Genomic DNA, 22,247 nt, shown 5'->3' on the forward strand with positions numbered 1-22,247 from the left:
CGCTGATTGACGGAGCGCTCCGCGATCTAGGTTAGGAGTTCGTCGGTGCGCTTCCGCTGCAGTGTAAGCGCCACTGCTACCGTCCGCTGAGCCAAACCAGGAAAGCCCTGCCCTTTGGGAACGCCCAACTTTTCGCATGGCACTGACAATCGGCTTACGAAAGCTCCGCGCCAGGTGTCAGACCGACAGGGCCATACTCGCCCGGCGCCGGCAGCCAGAAGTGGTCTGACTATGCAGTCTCAATGTCATACCTGCGTTGGCCCGTCAGCGAACGACGTTCTGAATGTTGGTAAGAAGCGCAATATGCTCTTTGATCTGTCCGCGTGCGAGCTTCACTACATTCACGTGATTGATGTTCTGCGGGTTCGATGACAGATACTGCTCCTGGACCTGCAGTAAGTCGCGGTGTCCCTCGATCTGCCCTGACAAGTAGATTTTATCGAACTCAGCTTCCGATGCCTGCTGTAACTTCTGGATCATCTCCCGACCCTTGGTATCGAGCACTGAGTCCGGCGCCCGAGCCGCAGAACTTGCTGCGGTCGTTGGCGTCGAGGAGGCGGAGGAGCCTGTCTGCGCTGGTTGCCTCTGGGCTGTGGCACCAGTCGCTGCTGGCGCTGTCGGGTCCATCATGGTGTGCAGGACTTGAGCAAGCGTTGTTTGTTCGTCAGTCTCGAACTGAGCAAACTGCTTCAGGTTGTCGTTGCGAGCTTTCTGAAGAGCAATGCGCGATGTTTCCAGGGCCACTATGCCGAGCTGAAGCGTCTGTTGGATGTGCTGCATCTCGTCTGGTCCGAGCAGTCCACTGCGCGCTGTGGTGTTGGGTGGCGTTCCAGTACTCTGGTTACTCTGCTGTGCGAAGACCGGGGCAGCGACTGCCGCTGTCAGGCTGACTAGAACGAGACGACGATCCATAGGACACTCCTGCTTGTTGGGAGCGGTTTGTTCAAGCTGTCAAACCGCCCAGCCGCCACTCCGGACGAACGTGGAGGAGACCAGCCTTGTTTCAGCGTGACGGCAAAATTGATGGTCGACCCGAGAAGGCGAGCGCCTCAGCGGCTGCCTAGCGATACTGGGCGAGGCCGGCTTTCTGTGCCTGAGCCCATCGGATTCAGCGTCCGCCTTGGGTCAAACCAGCCGCCCAATCCTTCAAGAATAAACGTTGTTCCCAGCTTAAGCGGACATTCCATCTACTTGAGCTGTCACATTAGGGGGAATTTCGGCACAAAATCCCACACGGCGAATCCTCCACAGTTCTGTCGGTAAGCTTCGCGGGAAGCCATTTCTGGAAACTAGCTGAGCCTAAGGAACCAGCTCTTCCGGTCTGAGTTCAGCACCCTAACATTCGGTTAGGAGAGTACCATGGGTCCTCGCAGATGGACAGCACTGGCACTGATTGCCCTTGCTGTTGTCGCTCTTTTCTTCGCCCTCCGAGGAACGCACTCCGATAGAGAGAATGCGCCGGGACGGGCCGCGAGCCAGGCAACCATCAAGCCCATTCCGTCCAATCCGGATCTCGTGACGCCACCCTGATCTTCCTCCACCGCAGGGCGCACCTGCCATGTCACCGCAATCTCCTAACGGTGATGGCAGTGGCTGGCTGCTGTTGTGGCTTGTGATCCCCCTTGTTGTGGTCGCAGCCGGCGTTTACTTCTTCATCAAGAATAGTCGCTCGACGGCAAGACACTGATCCGTACAAGGTTGCTCCCTTAGGGTCTTCATTTCCTGGACAGGAGGGCACGTCCAGGCTCAGTGCGCGGACCGCTTTTGCTGGATGCCGTTCGCCGGGGGCAGTCGGCACCTTCATGCTCGGGTCCCGCGGCCTCGCTGACAGCTTCTTCCGTACATTATCCCGACAAGCTGACCGTGTGGCAGACGGCCGCCGCGCCCATGTCGCCGATAATCATGTTTGTGGGCGCGCTGGTGCTCCCCATCACCGTTGCCTGCTCGGCTTTCGCTTACCGGAACTTCTCGGGCGAAGTGACGGATCTGCGCTACGCCTGAGGCTCGTCGAGCCAAAAAGGGTGTCGCCACTCCTTTTAGCAGCGACACGCCCACCGCCAAACGCCAAGTAACGGCAGTTCGTTTATCGGTCTGCCTTGTCGCCGCTCGTGGTGAGTTCGACATAGCGGCGGGTCACCGGCTCGATCAGACCCGCCACTTCCTGGGCTGCCTGCTCCTCCTCCTGCACCGACTGCCGGAAAGCTGCGACATGGGCCGTCTCGCCGGCAGTTTCCGCAATGGCGATCAGGGACCGATATGCCCCGATCTGCTCATACTGGTAAGCGTAGCCGGCATAAAGGTTCTTGAGCGTCTCGTCCTGGAACATCCCGTGCACCGTCGCGCCGACAGTGCCGGCCGCGGCCGTCACGGCTTCCTTCACGGTGGGGGCGCTTTCGCCTGCCGCCTGCAGGGACTGCTCAAGCCGTTGCAGCTGCTGGCGCGTGGTCTCGATGTGCCGGTTCAGCAGCGCCGCATAATCGGGGTATCTCTCCAGCCGAGAGACCTGTATCTCCATCTGCTGCAATCCCTGCTGTTCCATCGCATGAGTGTTGCGCAGTGCCGTGACATAGATCGCGCGGGCGTCTGTAGCCATGAGCGTGCTCCTCCGCGGGTGAGTGCAACGACAACAGATGGCTCCCCGTGAGGTTCCTGCCCCGCGGATCAGGTCCAGTAAAGGATCCGGGCTCCAGGAAGGTGCTCGCTGACAGCCTTGTCAAAGAAGGCACGCATCTCTCGCATGACGTCCGGCATGTACACGTACTTGACCGAGTTGAACTTGGTCATCTTGCGCGCGCGTGTTTCCTCGTTCATCTCCAGGTCGGAGCCCGGATACCATTCGTTCAGAACGCTCTTCGAGCCCGGCGTGAAGCGATGGGTGATCAGTTCCACCGTCAGGTCGAGATCCGGAACGTCGGACAACTGCTGCGCCACTTCGTGCAAGAGGGCGCTGTAAGCGTCCCGCCAGCCTTCCACCGGCATAATGGGCGCAACCGTCAGACCGACCCGGTAGCCTGCCAGAGCCACTTGGCGCATGGCACGCAACCGGGCTGCAACCGGTGCCGTGCCACCTTCGAAGCGCGCCACCGGCTGGGCATTGACCGAGAAGCGGATCCGGGTGTGCCGCTGGTGGGAAAGGTTGAGCAGAGGCTGGACGGCATCATACTTGGTCGTAAAGCGCAGCTGCACGGGCGCCTGCCAGGACCCGAAGTGCGCAATCGTTTCCGCTAGGGAGCCTGTCAGGTGCTCGATCCCAAGCGGATCCGTGTAGCAGGACGCCTCGAAGGTTGTCCCCTCATGCGCCCTCTCCTCGGAAACGGAGGTCACTCCACCCTTTCCTACGTAGTCCGACAGGCTGCCGAGGATTTCCGGCAGGTTGGCATAGACCCTGGTAATGGGCGGCCCTGAGAGGGAGCCGGCCAGGTAGCAGTACTGACAATGGGCCGGGCATCCCTCCGCAAGATCCACGCGCCAGTCCGCGCTGGGCGGGATCGGCTGCAGGCGGCGCTTGCTGGGAGGCGCGACCACAACGGCAAGGGTTGTCTTGGCGTTCACGTAGGTTTGCCGGGCATTCTCGCCCGTAAGGCCGGTCAGGCGATTGCTCTTGAGCTCCACGATCTCAGACCCAAGCGCAGCAGCCCGCTCCAGAATGGCTCGGCCATACTTCCACTCCATGGCAGCCGGCGTCACGAGCACACGTTTCGGCCGCCAGAGCCTGGGTGACGATGGACGGGTCTGTGGTCGCGGATTGAGTGTGGAAGCACTCACGGGATCATGCAACACGGCACATGCCTCTGGTTGGGATATTTCGGCCGGCAGCTCGGGTGCTGTGGGGTCAATGGAATTGGCCCCAACAAGACGGGCCTAGGGCGGCTTGGCGCGCCAGCCTCATTGCTTCCTCTCATATGGGTGTTGGAGCGGCCGATTGTAAGCAGAGCCGGGAGGCACAACCGATGTGTCACATGCTGAACTGAAGTAATCGCGGTGCGTTGGTGCGTTGTTTCTATGTACCCCGGCGATCCATCCAATGAGCAATCCTGATCTGAGACTCCTCCACCAGCAGGGAATCGTGATCACTGGCGCATCGAGCGGCATCGGCTTGGTCACGGCGCGGATGGCTGCGAGAGCGGGAGCCGGCGTCCTCCTTGTCGCCCGCAACGAGGAGGCCTTGCGACAGATTACGGCGGAGCTGCGGGCGGACGGAGCCCGGGTCCACTATGTAGCGGCGGATGTCAGCCGGCGGGAGGACCACGAACGGATCGCCCGAACCGCGATGGGGCGCTTCGGCGGCTTCGACAGCTGGGTGAACAATGCCTCGGTGGGAACAGGGGGCGAGCTGGACAAAGTCACCATCGAGGATCACCGCCGGGTCCTCGACGTCAACTACTGAGGGTGTGGTGTATGGCTCCCTTGAGGCCGCCAAGCATCTGCGTCGGCGGGGCGGAGCTATTATCAACATCGGCAGTGTGCTGGGCGATCGCACTGTTGTCCTTCAGGGCCCGTACTGCGCGGCCAAGCACGCGGTTCGAGCCTTCACGACCGGCCTTCGGATGGAGCTTGAGCGGGAGGGTGCCCCGATCTCCGTCACCCACATCAAGCCGAGTTCCATCGACACGCCCTTTCCGGAGCATGCCCGCAACTATCTCAGGACAGGCATCCAGGTTCCGCCACCGGTCTACTCCCCCTACCCTCGTTGCGAAAGCGATCCTCTTTGCCTGCGAACACCCTCGGCGTGAGCTCACCGTCGGCTTTGGCGGCAAGATGGCTCCGCTGATGGGCAGGCTGTTCCCGCGCCTGACCGACCGGCTAATGGAGGCTGTCGGGTACTGGGCCCAGAAGACCAGCACCCCGGGCATTCCCGCCCGCCGGGACAATCTTTATAGCCCCCGCGAGGATGGAGCCGAGCGCAGCAGCCTGGGGTACCCGGTCGTTCTCAAGAACAGTCCTTACCTGCAAGCTCAGATGCATCCAGTCCCAACTGCAGCAATCCTCGGCGGTCTGGCGCTTGGGCTTGTCGCCGCAAGCAGAGCACGCCGGTAACGCAGGTACTCGGCGGAGATGCTTAAGCTTGGTTTTCGGCTGCGCCGGCAGGGACGTGGAGCACCTCGGTCGGCAACTTCATGGAGGAGGTAAGTTCGCTCGCGATGGCTTGGGCTGACGCAGGATTTGTGGCGTAGTCCACCTCATCGGTGTCAACTTCGATCACGGCTAGGCCAGGAGACTCTGATTGCAGCTGCTCCAGCCGCCGGTCGATGGCTGCGCATAGCTCCACCAGGTAGGCGCGCTCGATGCCTGCCTCCTGGCTCCTGCCGCGGAGCGCAATACGCCGCAACTGGGTATCGGGCGTGCATCGCAGGTGCACCACAAGCGAGGGATGCCCGATGCGGTCGATCAAGCGGTGGTAGATCCCCTCCACAGCCCTCGCATCAGCCGAGGAGCAGCTGACGTCCGTGTATGATAGATCCTAGAACAGGGCGAAGTCACAAACGGCAACGCCGCCGTTGCTTCTCATTGAGTCCCGAATGAGATCGACATGGGAGAGGAGAAAGCTGATGTTCTTCTCAAGTCCGTAGGTCTGCGGAGCCGCATAGAACTTGCTGAAGAAGGGCACGTCGGGAACGTTTTCGTGCACCAGGCCCGAGCCCCAGGAGTCGGCAAGAACACGGGCGAGCGTCGTCTTCCCGGCCCCGATTCCGCCGGCGATCTCCAATCGCACCATGATACGACCCAACTCTCCAGAATTCGCCACTCTACCAATCTGGATCAGAGCCGGATGTTCCTGGCCTCTTTCGACATTCGGAATGGCTTGAATGGCGAACGTCTGCGCCGCCCCGATGCTGGCAATGCTAAATGCGTGGGCGTTCTATCCATATCTGTGTTCTGGCAGACGCTTCCCAGAGCAGCTGAACTCTCGCTCGTACCGGCCGTTGGAGTGCTGGTGCCCTCTCGCGTGTGAGATGTTATGCCAGCTGAAAGCCCGAGCTCTGCTGTTCAGCAGACCTTCCGCATGGCCTTGAACAGGTTCAGGACCGATGCTCCCGTGCTGATCCTTGGGCACAGCGATGCAGACGGTCTCTCGGCCATGGCCCTGCTGGCTCGGGCGCTCCGTCGGTCGGGTCGTACGCTTCATACCCGGATTGTGGGACGGGGTGAGAGTCCCTGGTCGGAGGCGATGCGCACCGAACTGTCCAATGCTCCGGTCGGCGGCCTGATCGTCGCTGATCTGGGGGTGCGCGAAGGCGATATCCTGAGAGAGTTGAAGACGGTGATAATCGACCACCACGTGCCTGCCGGAACTCCAGGCTCGGCAACCGTGATCTCGGGCTTTCCCATGAACCCGGTGCCCACATCCAGTCTGCTGGCCTACTGGTGCGCCGCGGCCATCGCCGAGGTTGAGGATCTGCTCTGGATCGCGGCGCTTGGCATCATCGGTGACATGGCCGAGAAGTCAGGTTTTCAGGAAATGGAGGATGCGCGCAGACTGTATGGGATCACGGCGCTGCGGGAGGCAACCTCGCTCCTCAACGCCCTGCGCCGGAGCTCCAGCGGAGACGCAATGCCCGCTCTTGACCTCCTCATAAAGGCTAATGGACCCAAGGAGATCCTTTCTGGCGAGCACCCGGAGACCGGCCTCCTCCAAGCCGCTCGTGAGGAGGTCAAGCGGGAACTGGAGGCCGCCAAGCGCGTCCCCCCAAAGGTCAAAGGCAACGTAGCACTGATCGGCTTCAACTCGCCGTGCCAGATCCATCCGCTGGTGGCGCAAGCCTGGCGCGGCCGCCTCAAGAACAATATCGTTCTTGCGGCGAACACCGGCTACCGGCCAGGCTGGATCCACTTTACCGTCCGCACAGCTCTTGATCTGGATCTGATTGCCTTCCTCAGGGAGAACGCTCCTCCAGGGGCTGACGAGAACTACGGCAGCGGTCACAGGCAGGCGACAGGCGGCGCGCTGCGCCCCGAAGCGTGGAACCTGTTTGTTGCCAAGCTTGGCTTCGGGCCTGACGTGATGGTGCAGCTATGAGCCCTCAGCCTGCTCGTCTCGGCTTTCCGGTCAAGATCATGGGACAGCCGGACCTCAAGAGCAACGATGCCCGGCGCTCCGGCAGCAATCCGCATCTGAAGGTCTCGCTCGAATACCTCGACACAATCCTCGACTACTTGGACCACCACCGAATCCGGATGTACCGGATGTCGTCGGATATCGCGCCTTACGCCACGCACCCGGACATGCCGCAGTTCCACAGCATGGTGCGGGACAGCGCCGCCGAGCTGCAAGCTTTTGGGGCAAAAGCCAAGCGCCTGGACATCCGCCTCTCCTTCCATCCCTCGCAATTTGTGGTGCTCAACAGCCCTGACCCGAAGCTGGTGGGAAAGAGCATCTGGGATCTATCCTCCCAGGCCGAGATGCTCGACCTGATGGACCTTGGACCGGAAGCGGTGCTGGTGATCCATGTGGGTGGGATATACGGCGACCGCCAGGCCAGTGCCGCACGTTGGGTGGAGACTTGGAAAATCCTCCCGGAGCCGGTCCGCCGGCGACTTGTACTGGAGCATGACGATATCCGCTTCAGCGCGGCCGACATCCTCTGGATCCATGAGCATACGGGGGTGAGGCTGGTCTTCGACCATCAGCACTTTTGGTGCCTGAACCCGGAAGGGCTGGAGTTGCGGCCGACGGTCGAGGCCATCCTCAGAACCTGGCCAGCGGGTGAGCAACCCAAGGTTCACTTCTCCTCACCCCGCACCGAACTCCGCCAGGTCAAGCGCACGGACCGCAAGACCCGCAAGAGCACGATAGTGAACGTCGCGCCCGTATGGACGGGCCATGCGGACTTCTGCAATCCGTTCGAGTTCATCACGTTTATGCGCACTGTGGACGGTCTTGCGTTCGACGTGATGCTTGAGGCCAAGGTAAAGGATCTCGCGCTCATTCGGCTGCGGCCGGACCTGCTGCGCTACGCTCCCGATGTAGCGGCGCGGTTTGGCCTGAGCGCATCCGAAGCGCCGCTTCTGGAGCAGGAGGAGGCCGCCCTGCTGGATACCGAGCCCGATGCCGGTGCCTGATTCTCCATTGTCAGGCCCTTGAACATTGCGCTTCTTTTTGCTCCCCGTCGCGTGCGATTCACGATTGCAAGACGCTGAAATTCCGGATGCAAGTGACCATATTGGATCCTGAACCTGCCTGAATGACTCCGCATCTACTGGTGCTCAGCGCATCGGTATTGCAGGCTGTTGGAATCCTGTATGGCCCTCCCGAAGCAACTGATCGATATCGAGCGGATCTATCTTGAGCCGGCCGTGGAAAGCTATGCTCGCGGCCAGGAAATCCTGGCCAAGTACCCCCATGCCGAACGCACCTACGTTGAGTCGCATTGGAAGATCCCGTCCCTGCACGGCAATGAGGGCAATGCTGAGGACTGGCTGAGGATCAAGCGCAGCAGTTTGGTGCTGGGCGTGAAGAAAGGCCTCACCATGCGTCCGAACGGCCGCAGTGCCCACTTCATTGCCCCCTCGACGTCAAACGGCTGCGCCATGGCCTGCGCCTACTGCTATGTCCCGCGCCGTAAGGGTTATGCCAACCCGATCTCGATCTTCGTCAACATCGAGGAGGCCTGCGCGGCCATTGCACGGCATGTGACACGGCAAGGCACCCTGCCCTCTCCGGACCAGGTCGACCCCCTGCACTGGGTCTACGACATCGGCGAGAACGGCGATCTGTCGGTGGACGCATCGATCTGTGACAATGTCCGTGATCTGGTCGGCCTATTCCGGCGTCTGCCGAATGCCAAGGGGTCGTTTGCGACCAAGTTCGTGAACCGTGACCTGCTCTCCTATGATCCACAGGGCAGGACGCGCATCCGCTTTTCGCTTATGGCGGAGAAGATCGCCAAGGTTGTTGATGTGCGCACCTCGCCTATCGCGGAGCGCATCGAGGCGATCAACGACTTCGTGCGGGCTGGCTACGAGGTTCACCTGAACTTCTCGCCGGTCATTGTCTACGAGGGCTGGGAGCAGGATTATCAGCCGCTGTTCGAGCAGATCAACGACACCCTCTCGCCTGAGGCCAAGGAGCAGTTACGCGCCGAGATCATCTTCCTGACCCATAACGAACCGCTGCACGAGGTGAACCTGCGCTGGCATCCGAAGGCTGAGGAGTACCTGTGGCGCCCCGACCTGCAGGAGGTGAAGCGGTCTGAGGGTGGCATGCTGAACCTGCGCTACAAGGCGGCCTGGAAGCAGCAGTGGCTCACCCGTTTTCAGAACCTACTGGCGGACAAGCTTCCCTACTGTACGGTGCGTTACGCGTTCTAGAGGTGAAATGTAACGAAACGGCCCAGAGCAGGACGCCGCAGGATCGAGGCAAGATCCCTTCAAAGCAGCCCTGGGCCTCGGTGCATCTTTTCGCCGGAGACAGGTGCGCTAACTTCTCAGTTAGGGTGGGCACCTGCTTGCTCTGAGGACACGTGCAACCAGCCCAATGAGCCCTCATGCCCATCCCTGGTCTTCCCGGTGATCTCCCTGATGCAGCCCGGCGCTACGCCGAGGCTCTCCCCAAGGGGCGGTATACCGCCTTTCCCGTAAGCGATGTTCTCAGGCCACGGTCTTGAGATCTTGCGCGGCGGAATAGGACCACGGCAGCAGCTCATCGAGGAGGCTGTTGGGATGTCCCTGGACAATGCGGGTGATCACATCCACCAGGTAGCCATAGGGTTCGACCCCGATCAGCTTGCAGGTCTCAATCAGCGACGCAACCATCGCCCAGTGCTCCGCGCCGCCATCGGATCCGGCAAACAAAGCATTCTTGCGATTGAGAGCGAGCGGCCGGATCGAGCGCTCGACCACATTGGAGTCGATCTCAACCCGTCCGTCATCGACAAACCGCGTCAGGCCTTCCCAACGCGAGAGCGCATAGCGGATCGCCTCGGCCAGCTTCGATTTCTGGCTGATGATCGCAAGCTTGGAGCGTAGCCACGGCTCGAGTTCATCCAGCACCGGTCGGCTGCACTCCTGCCGGGCTGTGCGACGCTCCTCGGGCGAGCATCCGCGGATCTCGCTCTCAATCCTGTACAACTCGGCGATGCGCGTGAGCGCCTCACTCGCAATCGGTGCCGGACCGGCCGCAGCCAGCTCGTAAAAGCGGCGCCGCACGTGTGACCAGCAAAACGCAAGCGTCACCTGATTGCGCCCGGCCAGCACCTTGTAGCCGCCATAGCCATCGACCTGCAGCACGCCGATAAAGCCCGCCAGATGCGCGATCGGCCGTTCGGCCTTGCGATCCGGCGCATACACATAGACGACCCCGGGCGGATCCGTACCGCCCCAGGGCCGATCATCCCGCGCATAAGCAAACAACTGACCCGTTTTGGTTCGTCCGCGGCCGGGATCCAGCACGGGCGCGGTGGTCTCATCAGCAAAGAGCTTGCCGGAAGCCTTGAGCTTCTCGAACAATCGCTCATGCACGGGCCGCAGCAGAAAGGCGGCGCGGCCCACCCAATCCGCCAGGGTCGAGCGATCCAAGCTGACACCCTGCCGGGCGTAGATCTGAGCCTGCCGGTAGAGCGGCAGATGATCGGCATACTTCGCCACAAGCACATGCGCCACGGTCGCTTCCGTGGGCAACCCGCCTTCGATCAGGCGTGCCGGGGCTGGAGCCTGCACCACCATGCCCTCACAGCGGCGGCAGGCGTATTTGGGCCGACGCGTCACCAGCACCCGGAATTGCGCCGGCACGATGTCGAGCCGCTCGGAGATATCCTCGCCAATCCGGTGCAGTGGGTTTGCACAGCAGGGGCAGGATCGGCTGTCGATATCCACGACGTTCTCGATGCGCGGCAGGTGTGCCGGCAGAGAGCCGCGGTTACGGTGCCGATGCGCCGCGCGGGCCGCACGCCGGTCCGGCTGTTCCATCTCGCTCTGCGCATTGCCGGCGGCTTCGACCTGCTCGACCTCCTCGAGAGCAAGCAGCAGCTGATCTTCCGGCAGGGTCTCGGCGCGGCGACCGAAGCGGTAACGCTGCAACTCCTTGATGATCTGGCGCAGCCGCTCGCTCTCGGCCTGCTCGGCCAGGAGCATGGCTTTGAGCAGGACGGGATCGTCGGGCAAAGCGGGGGATGCGGTGGTCACGAAGCGCAGTGAATCATGCTTCGCGCCGTGATGCGAGGGATTTGATGCTGCCTCCGCTCCAACTCGCCGCTGACGGCGCTGTGGTCTGACGTGCCTCATGCACGCGACGCCAATCCAAGCCTTCGAGCAGAGCGGAGAGCTGCGCCGCCGACAGATGAAGGGCGCCATCCTGGATCTTGGGCCAGCGGAACTCGCCGTCCTCCAATCGCTTGGCCACGAGAACGACGCCGCTGCCGTCCCAGAACACCAGCTTGATGCGATCCGTGCGCTTGGCGCGGAACACGTAAACAGCCCCCGAGAACGGATCCGCCCCCATGGTCTCACGCACGAGTGCGGCGAGACCCTCGGCTCCTTTGCGGATATCCACGGGCTTGGTCGCCACCAGAACGCGGACAGTGCCGGTTGGGCCGATCATCGCAGGCTCTTGAGCGCTTGCAGGATGGTGGTCAACGTCGATCCGTCGACGCCCTGCGGTATGCGAATGACGGCGCCCTCCACGGCAATCTCGATCACCGCCGCACGACAGGGTGCCGGTGCGGGCTGGGATGGATCAGGAGCGACAACAACCGGGGTAAAGGCCCTGGGGCTTTTGTGATGGGCTGGGGATCTGAGGACCTGTTTGGGCTCCACCCAGTGGCGCCAGCTCCTCGCTATGACAGCATCGGACTCGCGTTCGTGATGAGGGAGACGGACTGCATTGTCTCATTGAATGACGAGCGGGCCATTATTCGATCGGTGAGTGGTACGCTGACCTCGTATTGGTTGGGGCGCCGTTCGCGCGAGAGCCGGCCCGCGTGGGAGCTGTTGGAGGTGAGCTGACCGAAGTTAGAGAAAATGTAGGGTTAGCCAAGAAATTTAGGATTGGGAGCGAAGGAATGGCCAGGTGTGGCGGCGGACGGCCGACGGTTGAAAACAGCATCACGCTTGATATTCGCAGCCTCATGAGTGCCAACCTTGCTGGTGGCACCTCCCAATCCGGCACCTTGCAATGGGCATGGGCCGATGGCCGCTCGAAATGCCGAGCTGCGTTCAACACCTGTTTGGATGAGGATACTGGCCTCCTTCATCTGAGCCGCATTACGTACTTCGACCTGTTCGGGAGGCCTGTCCACCTGTGTGACCAAACCATTCGCCTTGTCGCCAGTACGCCACCCTTCGGGGGTCGCCGGTGGTGGTTCGTGTGCCCTCGGGTCGGCCGACGGGTGATGAAGCTCCACCTTCCTCCGAAGGCTAGTGTGTTCGCATCCCAGCAGACACATCAATTGGGCTACGCCGTGCAGCGGGAGAGTGCAGATGAGCAGGCTCGTCGGCGAGCGCGCAAGGCACGGGCTCGTATCGGTGGGAGCCCAAACCTGCTGCAGAAGCTGCCTCTGAAGCCGAAATGGATGCGCTGGGCGATCTATTGGCGGCATGTTGAGGCCTGCCATAAGGCCGACCGGCAAACCCTCGCATTTATGGTTTCCAGCACCGAGAGGACTCTGGGCAGGTCGATCGCATAGGGTGAACGACTGGGCGCTGTTCCTTTCTAACGAGGTTCACTCAGTGGCTCGTCGCAACCGACGGCTCTGATTGGTGCTTTGATCCAGCACCTCGGAAGTGATACACCATCCGCTCCTAGCCCATTCGGGCGCATTTATCCGGCCATCTGGAGAGCCACCTTGCCCCTGTCTGGGCGTATCATGTTCTTGCCGTGGGTCACCCTTCCCCATCCGATCACGGTTGGGGGAATCCAGTTCATGCCCATCGACACAAACGAGCCGGCCCAGGTGGTCGACTCGGATATTACCGATGCCGTCAAACAGGCTTTCCAGCACTATGTCGATCTCAGTGGCAACCCAATCCAAAGCTGTACGATGCTCCTGAGGCCACGACATCAGCGGAGATGGGACAACCCAGACCGCCTGTGGAGCCAAGCTCGCCGGGCAACCGAAATGCTTGCGTTGTCCTGCATGGCGGAGCAGCGCTTTCTTGAGGGGCATTTCAGCCCTCACCTGAACGCCTCGATGTTCCAGTTGGTAGGGCACGGCATCAAGGCGGGCTCCAACAGATTTTCCCTACACTTCCCTCGACGAGGTAACGATCTTCGGCTCCATACAACAAGGGACAATGTGAAGTTCCAGCAGCCTCGGCAGGTTCAGGGAACCAGATGCGAGATCATCGGAACCCGGCTGGCTGACGCTCTGACCGATGCATATCGGACTGGGAATCCGACTTGGGAACCCATTTCATCCTCTCTTCAGTTCTTCTTCCTCGGCCACTCTGAGACGCAAGAGCTTAGTTTGGACAGCTGTCTCATGCTCTCCGCGATGGCGTTTGAGCGACTGCTCGAACCTAAGCCACTCCAGAAGGAGCGAGTTGCGCAAGCAATGGGCAGAACGTTCGCCCCCCCTTTGGGTACCCTATGAGGTTAGGGCGATCTCTCAATCCAAACGGATCAAACCCGATCCGAAGTATGCGGCTGATCAAAAGACCTGGCCTTTGCGCTGGAAATGGATGAAGGAGCTTTACGAGCTGCGCAACGCGACGGCTCATCGAGGCCCAAAATCCGATCTCAGCCGAAACTGGGAAGATTGGCAGCACATCATCATCGCTGGCTTCGTGTATCCCTTTGCTGTGAAGCTCAAACTGGCTGAGGCGGGTCTCTATCAGTTTACTGCAAGAGAGATCGGTGCTCGTGAGGCGCTTGATAGGTTACTCGACAGCAATTGGAGGAAGGGTAAGGAGAAACAGCCAGAATGGCCTGAGATGCTGTCACTATCGGAAGCAGCAGCCGTACTGGAAAAGCCTACTCACCAAGATCGATCTAAGACAGCTTCGAAGCAGCATTCCCGGATGACCAAAGCCTTCAAGCGTACCGGCTACGACTGATATCTTCGTTCGAGCTGAACCATCATACGTCGGCATGATTCAACCAGAATGTTGAGGATTCGGGCCTAATCGATTTCCTCATCACCATTTGTCTGATCGCGGTGGGACTTAAAATCGCCGAACGAACGTCCGCTTAGTGGCCGAACACGGAAGTCGGGAGAAGGTCCGCCTCGTGCCAGGAACGGACCTTAGAGTGCTTATGCCATCTCGGGAGATGGCGTCTCTCGAACCTGGATAACAACAGGCTCGATAACCGTCACAAAGGTCTTGAGCGCGCGAGTAAGTCATAATCTTTAAGACACTTGTCTGTTGGAGCCGAACTTTGGCCCACGTGGGGGATCCGACCTCATGCTTCGGCCCAAGCTACTTCTCGCCGATCAAGGCATGCCTGCCCATCGCCTCAGAGGCGGCGAGGTAGATATCGACAAAAACCTGAGGCAAGGACCATCAGCGCTCCCGTCATAATGAAGACCGAAGGCAATGGAAGGGCCATCAGCAGGATTGCGAAGAGGCCCGCTGGAGCCACCTGCGCCACATCACGGTAGGTATTGTAGATGGGTGTCAACGCCATTCGCTGGTGCGGACGGACGGCTCGGAGAAACGGCACGTTTCCAATCGCATCGATGGCGCTCATGGCAAAAGCAGAGAACAGCAGCATCGCTACGCTTGCCCAAACCGAAACTTCGGAGAGGAAGCCGGTCGCGAGCGTTCCAACACCGCTTACTGCGTAGGCACCGAGCAGCAGCCTGCGCATTCCCGTCATTTCGACGACACGTCTCCAGAATGGTGCCAGCATGAGCAATGCTGACCCAATCGAGATCATGAGACCGCCAACCGAGGCTCCCAGGCCTTGGCTAACCGCCAAAATCGGCGTGTAGACGATATACATGCACCACCACGACGCCCGCATCGTGGCGAGAAGCCAGGCCAAGCGCAGCCGAGGCTGCGACAGGAACAGCCTGACATCGGAGTGCCCCACGCCCTTCGATGGCGCGGGCATTCGGGGTTCGGAAATCGGCTTGAGCAGAATGATCGACAGCGGCACTACGATGGCGCATGCAGCACTCAACGTCAGTGGGCTCCAGGCACCGACATTCTCGGTCAGCCAGGCCCCTAGCCATGGTCCCAGACCGTAGGCAACACCGGCGAGCAGGACGCGGCGCGGCTCGAAAGCGGAAAGGCTCCGACGAGGAACGTATTGCAGGACATAAAGGCTCATCACGTTCTCAAACACGAGGACCATGAGAACATGGAGAACCAATCCCGCTGCGAGCCCAGGCAGTGTCCCGCTGGCGAGTGTCGCGGCAGAACCTATCCCACCTGCCGCGGCGGAAATGAAAACGGGCCAGCGCCCCAATCGCAGCAGAAGGTTCGGCAGGCACAGACTTACTGCGATCCCTATCAGGCTTGCAGCGAAGTAGAGTTCACTGACATGCTGCGCCGTTCCGAGAATGTGATAGGCCATAACCGGGATGAGTGCCATCACGGTCGTGCGGGCCATGATGGAAACGGCGTAAACGCCAGCCAGTCCCCATTCAGGTGAGGCCGCAGCGGACTTCTGCCGCCCAGACATTGTCGGCCTGTGCCTCCCGGAGCGATCGTCAGCGTCCGGCACAGCGGACAAAGCACAATTCGGCTGCGACAAGATCCTCGAGCGAGCACCCGACAGACTTGAAAAGCGTGATCTCATCCGGCCCTGACCGCCCTTGGGCATCGCCCCGCGCTAGGTCGAATAGATCACCCTGAATGTCCTCCCCTTGCAGGGCACCGCTGGCCATGGCCTGAACGATCTCCCCTGCCTCGGTCATCGCACCCTCCTGGGTATCGAGGAAGACCCGTGCCCGACGGAGTGCCTCATCGTCAGCCTCCCGCATTGTCGGTGTGAATGCCCCGACAAGATCGAGGTGGATACCTGGCCGTAACCAAGCCCCACGCACGAGGGGCTCGGTTGAGAGAGTGGCGCATGAAACGATATCTGCCCTCCGCACCTCCTGCTCGAGATTGTCCGCGATGGCCGCTTTGATCCCCTGCTCGGCCAGTTGGCCGACCACTGCCTCCGCCTTGCTCCGGTCGCGTCCCCAGATGGCAATTTCCTCAATCGGTCTCACGGCTGCGTGAGCCGCAGCGAGGTTCGGACTGAGTTTGCCGGTGCCGATGATGAGGAGCCGGGACGAATCCGGCCTCGAGAGATAACTGGAGGCGAGGGCGGAGGCGGCAGCGGTGCGGCGGGCCGTCAATTCGCCTCCGTCAAGGGTTGCGACCAACCGCCCGTCCTTGGCGCTCATGAGCATGTAGTAGGACGTCACGGTCGGGAGGCCGAGGCGCCCGTTGTCCGGGAAGACCGTTGCCGTCTTAAGGCCGATATAGCGGCCTTCGCTCCAAGCAGGCATCAGCAACAGGGTCGCATCGCGGGCGTCCGGCACCGAGACGGTGTAGTGGGGCCGCGGAGGACTGTGAGCTCCGCGGCGGAATCCCTCCCGGAGGGCCTCGACCAGCGGCTGCCAGTCAAGACTCGCGATGATCTCGCTATTGGTGAAGTGGCGCATGGCTCGGCTCTCTCAGGACCAGAAGGATTCTTAGGCTGCCAGCCGGAATGTCGGCAGCGGGTATCGCGCAGCTTCGGGCCTCGGCATGAGTTCGACGGCGGTGCCGCTCGTTACGGCGCTTGCGTCACTCGTGATGACGCGGGCCAGCAGGCTAGCCCCTTCCTCGAGCGCAATCTCAGCCAGGATGATGGGCACCTCGTCGTTGAACGAGGGATGGTTCGGGCGCATGACGATCGAGAAGGATACGATACGGCCGCGTCCCGATGCCTCCTTCCAGACGAGGTCGGTCGAGCCAGTATAGGGACAAATGGGGCGAGGATAGAAGAACGGAGGGCCACCAGACCGGCTCTGCTGGAGCATCAGCCTGCCCTCACGCCATGCCTCAAGGAAGGGACGGTTGTCCTCGTCCTCGTGGGGGCGCGGATAGTCTAGGATTTCACTCATTGCACTGCCTCAAGGATGATGCTGCTTGCAGAAAGACCATGGCCGTAACCCACCATTCCATAGCCTGCGACGACGCCCCGCCGCGCATTTGCGACCTGCCTGTCTCCGCCTTCGCCACGTAACTGGCGCACGGCCTCGGTTACGCTCAGGAGCCCACCGGCGATGCCGGCCTGACCGCACGAGAGCTGTCCGCCACCTGTGTTGAGCGGCAGCGTTCCGTCCCAGGCGAAGGTGTTCCGGGCCAGGAACTCGCTCACCTCGCCCTTCTTGCAGAACCCGAGATCCTCGAGCTGAATGGCGACCATAATCGGGTAATCGTCATAGGCCTGGACGAAATCCATGTCTTCCGGCCCGTACCCGGCCTTCGCAAAGAGCTTGTCGGCGAACGTCTCCCACCCACCCCGCAGCGGAGCGATCTCCATTGGAGGATGATTGTGCCTCTCGAAGCCCGACAGGATCCGCACGCCCTTGCCCGGCTGTGCGCGATCCAAGGTCGTCACCACGACCGCCTCCGCCCCGGCACAGGGAAGCACGCAGTCAAAGAGACGGATCGGATCTGCGATGATGCGGGCATTCAGGTAATCCTCGATCGTCAATGGCCCACGCAGGAGTGCATGGTCGTTGCGCTGTGCGCTTCGCCGCTGGTCGACCGAGATGCGCCCAAGGTCCTCTCGACGGGTGCCGTAGGTTTCCATGTGCTTGCGCTGGATGATCCCGAACAGCCCATTCGCGCCACCGAACCCCAAGGGCGTGCCATAGTTCCGGAGACCACGGTTGAAGTTGTCCATGAGCTTGAAGTGGCCCCCGACGTCATAGTTGTCGCCTGCGATGCACAACACGGTTGTGGCCTGGCCCGTCTCGATGGCGTGCACGGCGTTGATCACGCTCGCCACCGGACCGGCGCTGCCCGCTGTCCCGAGGTAGGCCCAGGACACGGACAGTCCGAGCTGCTCGGCTGCCGTCACCGCGTTGTCGGGGTGCAACTCAAAGGAACAGATAGCGAGGCCATCAACGTCCTTGAAGGTAAGCCCGGCGGAGTCGAGCGCGTTCTTCCCGGCCTCTGACAGGAACGAGAACAACGTCCGGGTCGTCCGCTTCTCGTAGGCCGTCTGGCCGTATCCTGTAATTCCGATACTGCTGGTCTTCATGTTAGCCTCAGATAATACTGGCGCGCCGCAGCGCATCGATCTCGTTCCGGGACAGGCCAAGCCAATTCCCGAACACCTCTTCGTTCGCCGCACCGGGGTCGCGGCCGGTCCAGCGAATGGCTCCAGGCGTGTCGCTAAGCTTCGGCACGGGGGATGGCATGCGGATCGGGCCGAGGTGCTCGTCGACGACGGTGCGGATGGCCTCCCGCGCCGCGATATGTGCATCCTCCAGGACGTCCGCGATGTCGTTAATGCGTCCGGCAACGACCTTGTGCTTCAGAAGCTTCCCCAACGCCTCGTCCGTCTTCTGCGTGGCCAGCCACGCGGCAACCTCCGAGTCAATCGCATCGCGGTTGGCGACCCGGTCCGCCATGGTTCCGAAGCGCGGATCGGTTTTGAGGTCGGGCCGTCCCATGGCGTCCACGAGACCTTCGTAGATGCGTTGCGATCCGCAACTTATTGCAATGCTCCCGCCATCGGCAGTCGGATAGACGTTCCGCGGAACGTCTTCCTCCATCTGATTTCCGAGCAATGGTTTCTTCTGGCCTGTCTGGTCATATCGCACGACGACCGACTCGATGATCCTCAGGAGCGGCTCGTAGAGCGCAACGTCAACGATCTGTCCGACACCCGTACGCTCGCGGCGGTGAATGGCGGCAAGAGCGCCGAACGCGCCGAAGACGCCAGCCATGTAGTCGCCCATCGGGAATGCCGACACCATCGGCCCCTTGTCCGGATGGCCCGTAAATGAGGCGAGGCCGGAGAAGGCTTCGGCGATCGTCGCGTAGCCCCCTTGCCCCTTGTTGGGCCCGGTCTGTCCCCAGCCGCTCACCCGCACCCACACGATGCGAGGGAAACGCTCGCGCAGCTCGTCCGGTGACAGTCCCCAACGCTCAAGCGTCCCGGGGCGGAAATTCTCAATGACGATGTCGCTCTCGCCGATCAGCTTCAAGGCAAGGTCACGAGCCTCGGACCGCGAAATGTCGAGCGTGATGACATGCTTGTTGCGTGCCATCGTCTTCCACCAGAGAGCGACGCCGTCCTTGTGAGGAGGCCACTCGCGGAGGGCATCGGGTTTGCCGGGCTTCTCGACCTTAACGACGCGCGCGCCAAAGTCGGCCAGCATTGAGCCGACGAAAGGACCCGCCAGCATCGAGCCAAGCTCGAGCACCTTCAGATCGGCGAGCGCTCCTTCAGGAGCAGGTTCCGGGATTGTATTCGCTGTCATGATTGGCCTGCTGGATGCGGTGCGGGCACTATCATCCCGCACCCGGACGGAGAGAACTTCGGCTATTTCTGGGTGGCCGCTACCCGGTCGATGCCGACGAAGATGTCGAGGACGACCACAGCCACGATCGCGACGTAGATGGTTGCGGCCGAAATGGCGGCCATCATCGGATCGACGGCATACTGGACGTAGTTGAACAGCTTGACAGGGAGCGGCATGAGGCTCGCGGTCGAGTTGAAGATGCTGAGCTCTACATTGATCCAGGAGATGATCAGGGCGAAGAGCGCGCCAGCGACGATTCCAGGCTTGATGATCGGGAGTGTCACAAGGAAGAAGGTCGTGACGCCATTGGCGCCGAGATCCTGACCCGCCTCCTCCAGCGACTGGTCGAACCGCTCCAAGGACGCGAGAACGGTCCTCAGGATGTATGGGACGATGATCACCACGTGCCCGGCGAGCAATGCGAGATAGCTCCGTGCGAAGCCAAGAGCGCTAGCGTATTGCAGGAGGGCCGCCCCGACGACGATGGTCGGCAGGATCAGGGGAGAGAGGAAGATGGTACTCACCAGCTTCCGTCCGGGCAGGGTGCTCCGCGCGATGACCAAAGCGGTCGGCACACCGATGAGGGTTGCGATGGCGGTCGAGGCAACGGCGATGGAAGCGCTCAGGCCGATGGACTCCAGATAGGAAGTGTCCGCGAGGAACTGTTCGTACCAGCGCAGGGTAAACCCGACGGGCGGGAAGCTCAGATACTCGGTCTCAGTGAACGAGACCGCCACGATGATGATGAGCGGCAGCGTAAGGAATACGAAACCTGCCCAGACAACTGCGGTGAGGAGAAAGCGACCGATGCGTTCCGGAAAGGTTGTCATGACTTAACTGCCTTTCTGGTTGCGGACTGCCGTTCAATGAAGAATAGGTAAAGTGCGATCAGAATGAGCGTGACCACCAGAAGTCCGACTGCAAGGGCGGCGCCGAAATTGAAGTCGAAAAGGGCGCCGTACTGCTCAAAAATCGACATCGCCATGACCACCGTCCGGCCGCCGCTCATGATGCTCGGCACCACATACGCACTGACCGCGAGGGTGAACACGATGAGCGATCCTGCGACCACACCGGGCAGGCTGAGCGGGAAAGTCACCCTCAGGAAAGTCCCGAGCCGGCTGGTCCCAAGGTCGAGGGCCGCCTCAACCAGTGACTTGTCAATGGTTTGCAGAACGCTCGCCACAGTCAGGACCATGAATGGAACGAGAATGTAGGTCAGGCCGATGACGATGCTCAACTCGGTGAAGAGAAGTGGAATTGGGCGGTCTGTGAGGCCAAGCGTCACCAGGGTGGAGTTCACGAGGCCCTGTCGGCCCAACAGGATGATCCAGCCGAACGAGCGCACGATGTTGCTCGTGAAGAGCGGCATGATCACAAGAATGTAGCAGATCCGGCGACCCATCCGGCTGCGCACGACATTCACGATATAGTAGGCGATCGGATAGCCGATAAGGAATGACGCGGCGGTCGACAGCAGCGAGAGCTTGAAGGTCGTGTAGAGTACGCTCGGATAATAGGTATCGGCGAAGATGCGGCCGTAGTTCGAGAGGCTCCAGGCTCCCTCCTTGTCCTGGAAGCTGGCGACGACGACGACCAGAAACGGCACGATGAAGAAGGCCGCCATGAAGGCGACAGGCACGCCGAGCAGGATGGCCGCCCAGAAGTTCTTGATCCTCATAGCCGCTCCTCTGCCAGTCGTGGGCTCCGTACGATTGGGAGCCTGGAGGAGATCCTTGCCTTCGGCTGCATGCCCATCACGGTCGTGGCTCTCATCGGGTCAGAACCTGGCCACTGTCACGGCGCCAAGACAGGGTAACCGTCTCTCCCCGGCTGTACTCGGGGTCTCCGACGAGCGCCGGCTGCTGGGCAACGAAGACCTGACCGCCTTCGGCCTCGGCATAGATTCGGGTCGCATTGCCCACGAAGACAACATCCCGAACCTTGGCGCGGGCGGTGGCCAACCCCTCCGCGGCTGGAGTTGGGCCGTGGGCCACCCCAATGGCCTCCGGCCTCAGCAGGTAAGTGACATCGGCCCCAACGGGAGCCGAGTGGGATACATCGAACTCCAGCCCGCCCATTTCGCTGACAAGCGTCCGCGCGCTCGAGACCTTACAGGTGATCAGGTTGGCATCGCCGATGAAATCGGCCACGTACCGCTCGGTCGGCGCGTGATAGATCTCCCGACCGCGACCGATCTGGGCGATGCGCCCGGAATTCATGACGGCAATCCGGTCCGCCATGACCAAGGCCTCTTCCTGGTCGTGGGTTACGAATATGAATGTCATGCCAAGCTTCTGCTGGAGCGCCTTCAGTTCGATCTGCATCTGTTTACGCAGCTTCAGATCGAGGGCGCCGAGCGGCTCGTCTAGTAGAAGGACCTTGGGCTTGTTGGCGATTGCCCGTGCTAGTGCGACACGCTGCTGTTGCCCTCCCGACAGTTGAGATGGGAAGCGATCGGCATAGCCAGCCATGCCAACCGTCGCGAGGGCCTCGTCTACGATTTCCGCGACTGCTTTGCGGTCGACGCCGGCCCGGCGCGGGCCGAAGGCGACGTTCTGGGCAACCGTCAGATGGGGGAACAATGCATAGTTCTGGAAGACCGTGTTCACGGGGCGTCGGTTCGGCGGGAGCTTCTTCATCGAACGCCCGTCGATGGAAACGTCCCCCTCCTCGATATCGATGAACCCGGCGATGGAACGCAGAAGGGTTGTCTTCCCGCATCCGCTCGGGCCGAGCAACGCAACAAACTCGCCCTTAGCGATCTCGATCGAGACATTGTTCAGCACGACCAAATCACCGTAGCGCTTGGTGAGGTGCTCCACCCTGATGAAGGCGTCCGACATCCGC

20 protein-coding genes and 1 pseudogene are annotated in these 22,247 nt (G+C 61.3%); 7 read left to right on the forward strand and 14 right to left on the reverse strand.

Going from position 1 to position 22,247, the window contains the following annotated elements; translation table 11 throughout:
* Positions 1-264: 264 nt before the first annotated feature.
* The 3 genes from GR328_RS18925 to GR328_RS18940 form a co-directional block, all read right to left on the reverse strand.
* Positions 265-912, reverse strand: a complete 648-nt coding sequence (locus tag GR328_RS18925; protein WP_160886561.1) for a DUF4142 domain-containing protein — start codon at positions 910-912, stop codon at positions 265-267.
* A 1,171-nt stretch (positions 913-2,083) separates the two neighbouring features.
* Positions 2,084-2,593 carry a DUF892 family protein gene (locus GR328_RS18935; protein ID WP_160886565.1) on the reverse strand — a complete coding sequence of 170 codons (510 nt, stop codon included), beginning with the start codon at positions 2,591-2,593 and terminating at the stop codon, positions 2,084-2,086.
* Positions 2,594-2,661: 68 nt separating this feature from the next.
* Positions 2,662-3,765, reverse strand: coding sequence for a spore photoproduct lyase family protein (locus GR328_RS18940; RefSeq protein ID WP_160886567.1), 1,104 nt, complete (start codon positions 3,763-3,765; stop codon positions 2,662-2,664).
* A 259-nt stretch (positions 3,766-4,024) separates the two neighbouring features.
* On the opposite strand from GR328_RS18940, the gene GR328_RS28060 reads away from it, so the two are divergent.
* Genes GR328_RS28060 through GR328_RS27535 form a run of 3 tightly spaced genes read left to right on the forward strand, consistent with a single transcriptional unit; the run spans position 4,025 to position 5,037 of the window.
* Positions 4,025-4,387, forward strand: a complete 363-nt coding sequence (locus tag GR328_RS28060) for an SDR family NAD(P)-dependent oxidoreductase (RefSeq protein ID WP_281352011.1) — start codon at positions 4,025-4,027, stop codon at positions 4,385-4,387.
* Between the two features lie 7 nt (positions 4,388-4,394).
* Positions 4,395-4,733 (forward strand): SDR family NAD(P)-dependent oxidoreductase, encoded by a 339-nt coding sequence (locus GR328_RS27530; protein WP_343039427.1) that lies wholly within the window; start codon positions 4,395-4,397, stop codon positions 4,731-4,733.
* Between the two features lie 25 nt (positions 4,734-4,758).
* Positions 4,759-5,037: an SDR family oxidoreductase gene (locus GR328_RS27535; RefSeq protein WP_246215969.1), complete on the forward strand. Its 279-nt coding sequence runs from the start codon at positions 4,759-4,761 to the stop codon at positions 5,035-5,037.
* Positions 5,038-5,059: 22 nt separating this feature from the next.
* Here GR328_RS27535 and GR328_RS27540 read toward each other — a convergent pair.
* Positions 5,060-5,716, reverse strand: a pseudogene (locus GR328_RS27540) (deoxynucleoside kinase).
* 288 nt (positions 5,717-6,004) lie between these two features.
* Here GR328_RS27540 and GR328_RS18960 point away from each other — a divergent pair.
* The 3 genes from GR328_RS18960 (at position 6,005) to GR328_RS18970 (ending at position 9,309) form a co-directional block, all read left to right on the forward strand.
* On the forward strand, positions 6,005-7,018 hold the full coding sequence (locus GR328_RS18960) for a DHH family phosphoesterase (protein WP_160886573.1): 1,014 nt from the start codon (positions 6,005-6,007) through the stop codon (positions 7,016-7,018).
* Positions 7,015-8,061: a UV DNA damage repair endonuclease UvsE gene (gene uvsE / locus GR328_RS18965; protein WP_160886575.1), complete on the forward strand. Its 1,047-nt coding sequence runs from the start codon at positions 7,015-7,017 to the stop codon at positions 8,059-8,061. Before GR328_RS18960 ends, uvsE begins: the two co-directional genes overlap by 4 nt.
* Positions 8,062-8,241: 180 nt before the next feature.
* Positions 8,242-9,309, forward strand: a complete 1,068-nt coding sequence (locus GR328_RS18970) for a spore photoproduct lyase family protein (RefSeq protein ID WP_160886577.1) — start codon at positions 8,242-8,244, stop codon at positions 9,307-9,309.
* Positions 9,310-9,588: 279 nt separating this feature from the next.
* Here GR328_RS18970 and tnpC read toward each other — a convergent pair whose 3' ends face one another.
* Both tnpC and tnpB read right to left on the reverse strand, forming a co-directional pair.
* The gene (gene tnpC / locus GR328_RS18975) at positions 9,589-11,070 is read right to left on the reverse strand and encodes an IS66 family transposase (RefSeq protein WP_160886659.1); all 1,482 of its coding nucleotides are present in this window, start codon (positions 11,068-11,070) and stop codon (positions 9,589-9,591) included.
* A gap of 64 nt (positions 11,071-11,134) precedes the next feature.
* The gene (tnpB, locus tag GR328_RS18980) at positions 11,135-11,536 is read right to left on the reverse strand and encodes an IS66 family insertion sequence element accessory protein TnpB (RefSeq protein ID WP_160886579.1); all 402 of its coding nucleotides are present in this window, start codon (positions 11,534-11,536) and stop codon (positions 11,135-11,137) included.
* 1,940 nt (positions 11,537-13,476) lie between these two features.
* Between tnpB and GR328_RS18985 the strand changes: the two genes are divergently transcribed.
* Positions 13,477-13,989 (forward strand): hypothetical protein, encoded by a 513-nt coding sequence (locus GR328_RS18985; RefSeq protein WP_160886581.1) that lies wholly within the window; start codon positions 13,477-13,479, stop codon positions 13,987-13,989.
* A gap of 400 nt (positions 13,990-14,389) precedes the next feature.
* On the opposite strand, the gene GR328_RS18990 is transcribed toward GR328_RS18985, so the two are convergent.
* The 8 genes from GR328_RS18990 to GR328_RS19025 all read right to left on the reverse strand — a co-directional run bounded on the left by GR328_RS18990 (position 14,390) and on the right by GR328_RS19025 (position 22,243).
* Positions 14,390-15,562, reverse strand: coding sequence for an MFS transporter (locus tag GR328_RS18990; RefSeq protein WP_160886583.1), 1,173 nt, complete (start codon positions 15,560-15,562; stop codon positions 14,390-14,392).
* Between the two features lie 28 nt (positions 15,563-15,590).
* Positions 15,591-16,535 (reverse strand): bifunctional Delta(1)-pyrroline-2-carboxylate/Delta(1)-piperideine-2-carboxylate reductase, encoded by a 945-nt coding sequence (gene lhpI, locus GR328_RS18995; protein WP_160886585.1) that lies wholly within the window; start codon positions 16,533-16,535, stop codon positions 15,591-15,593.
* A gap of 30 nt (positions 16,536-16,565) precedes the next feature.
* Entirely contained in the window at positions 16,566-16,979 is a 414-nt protein-coding gene (locus GR328_RS19000; protein WP_160886587.1) for a Zn-ribbon domain-containing OB-fold protein, read from the reverse strand.
* Positions 16,976-18,127 (reverse strand): thiolase family protein, encoded by a 1,152-nt coding sequence (locus GR328_RS19005; RefSeq protein ID WP_160886589.1) that lies wholly within the window; start codon positions 18,125-18,127, stop codon positions 16,976-16,978. The genes GR328_RS19000 and GR328_RS19005 overlap by 4 nt, the downstream gene beginning before the upstream one ends.
* Before the next feature lie 7 nt (positions 18,128-18,134).
* Complete coding sequence (locus GR328_RS19010) at positions 18,135-19,355, reverse strand: CaiB/BaiF CoA transferase family protein (RefSeq protein ID WP_160886591.1); 1,221 nt, start codon at positions 19,353-19,355, stop codon at positions 18,135-18,137.
* Positions 19,356-19,417: 62 nt separating this feature from the next.
* Positions 19,418-20,227 carry an ABC transporter permease gene (locus GR328_RS19015; protein WP_160886592.1) on the reverse strand — a complete coding sequence of 270 codons (810 nt, stop codon included), beginning with the start codon at positions 20,225-20,227 and terminating at the stop codon, positions 19,418-19,420.
* Positions 20,224-21,078, reverse strand: coding sequence for an ABC transporter permease (locus GR328_RS19020; protein ID WP_160886594.1), 855 nt, complete (start codon positions 21,076-21,078; stop codon positions 20,224-20,226). Before GR328_RS19020 ends, GR328_RS19015 begins: the two co-directional genes overlap by 4 nt.
* A 91-nt stretch (positions 21,079-21,169) precedes the next feature.
* On the reverse strand, positions 21,170-22,243 hold the full coding sequence (locus GR328_RS19025) for an ABC transporter ATP-binding protein (RefSeq protein ID WP_160886596.1): 1,074 nt from the start codon (positions 22,241-22,243) through the stop codon (positions 21,170-21,172).
* Between the last annotated feature and the right edge of the window lie 4 nt (positions 22,244-22,247).

The sequence above is a fragment of the Microvirga makkahensis genome, from assembly GCF_009830105.1.
GTDB lineage: Bacteria > Pseudomonadota > Alphaproteobacteria > Rhizobiales > Beijerinckiaceae > Microvirga > Microvirga makkahensis.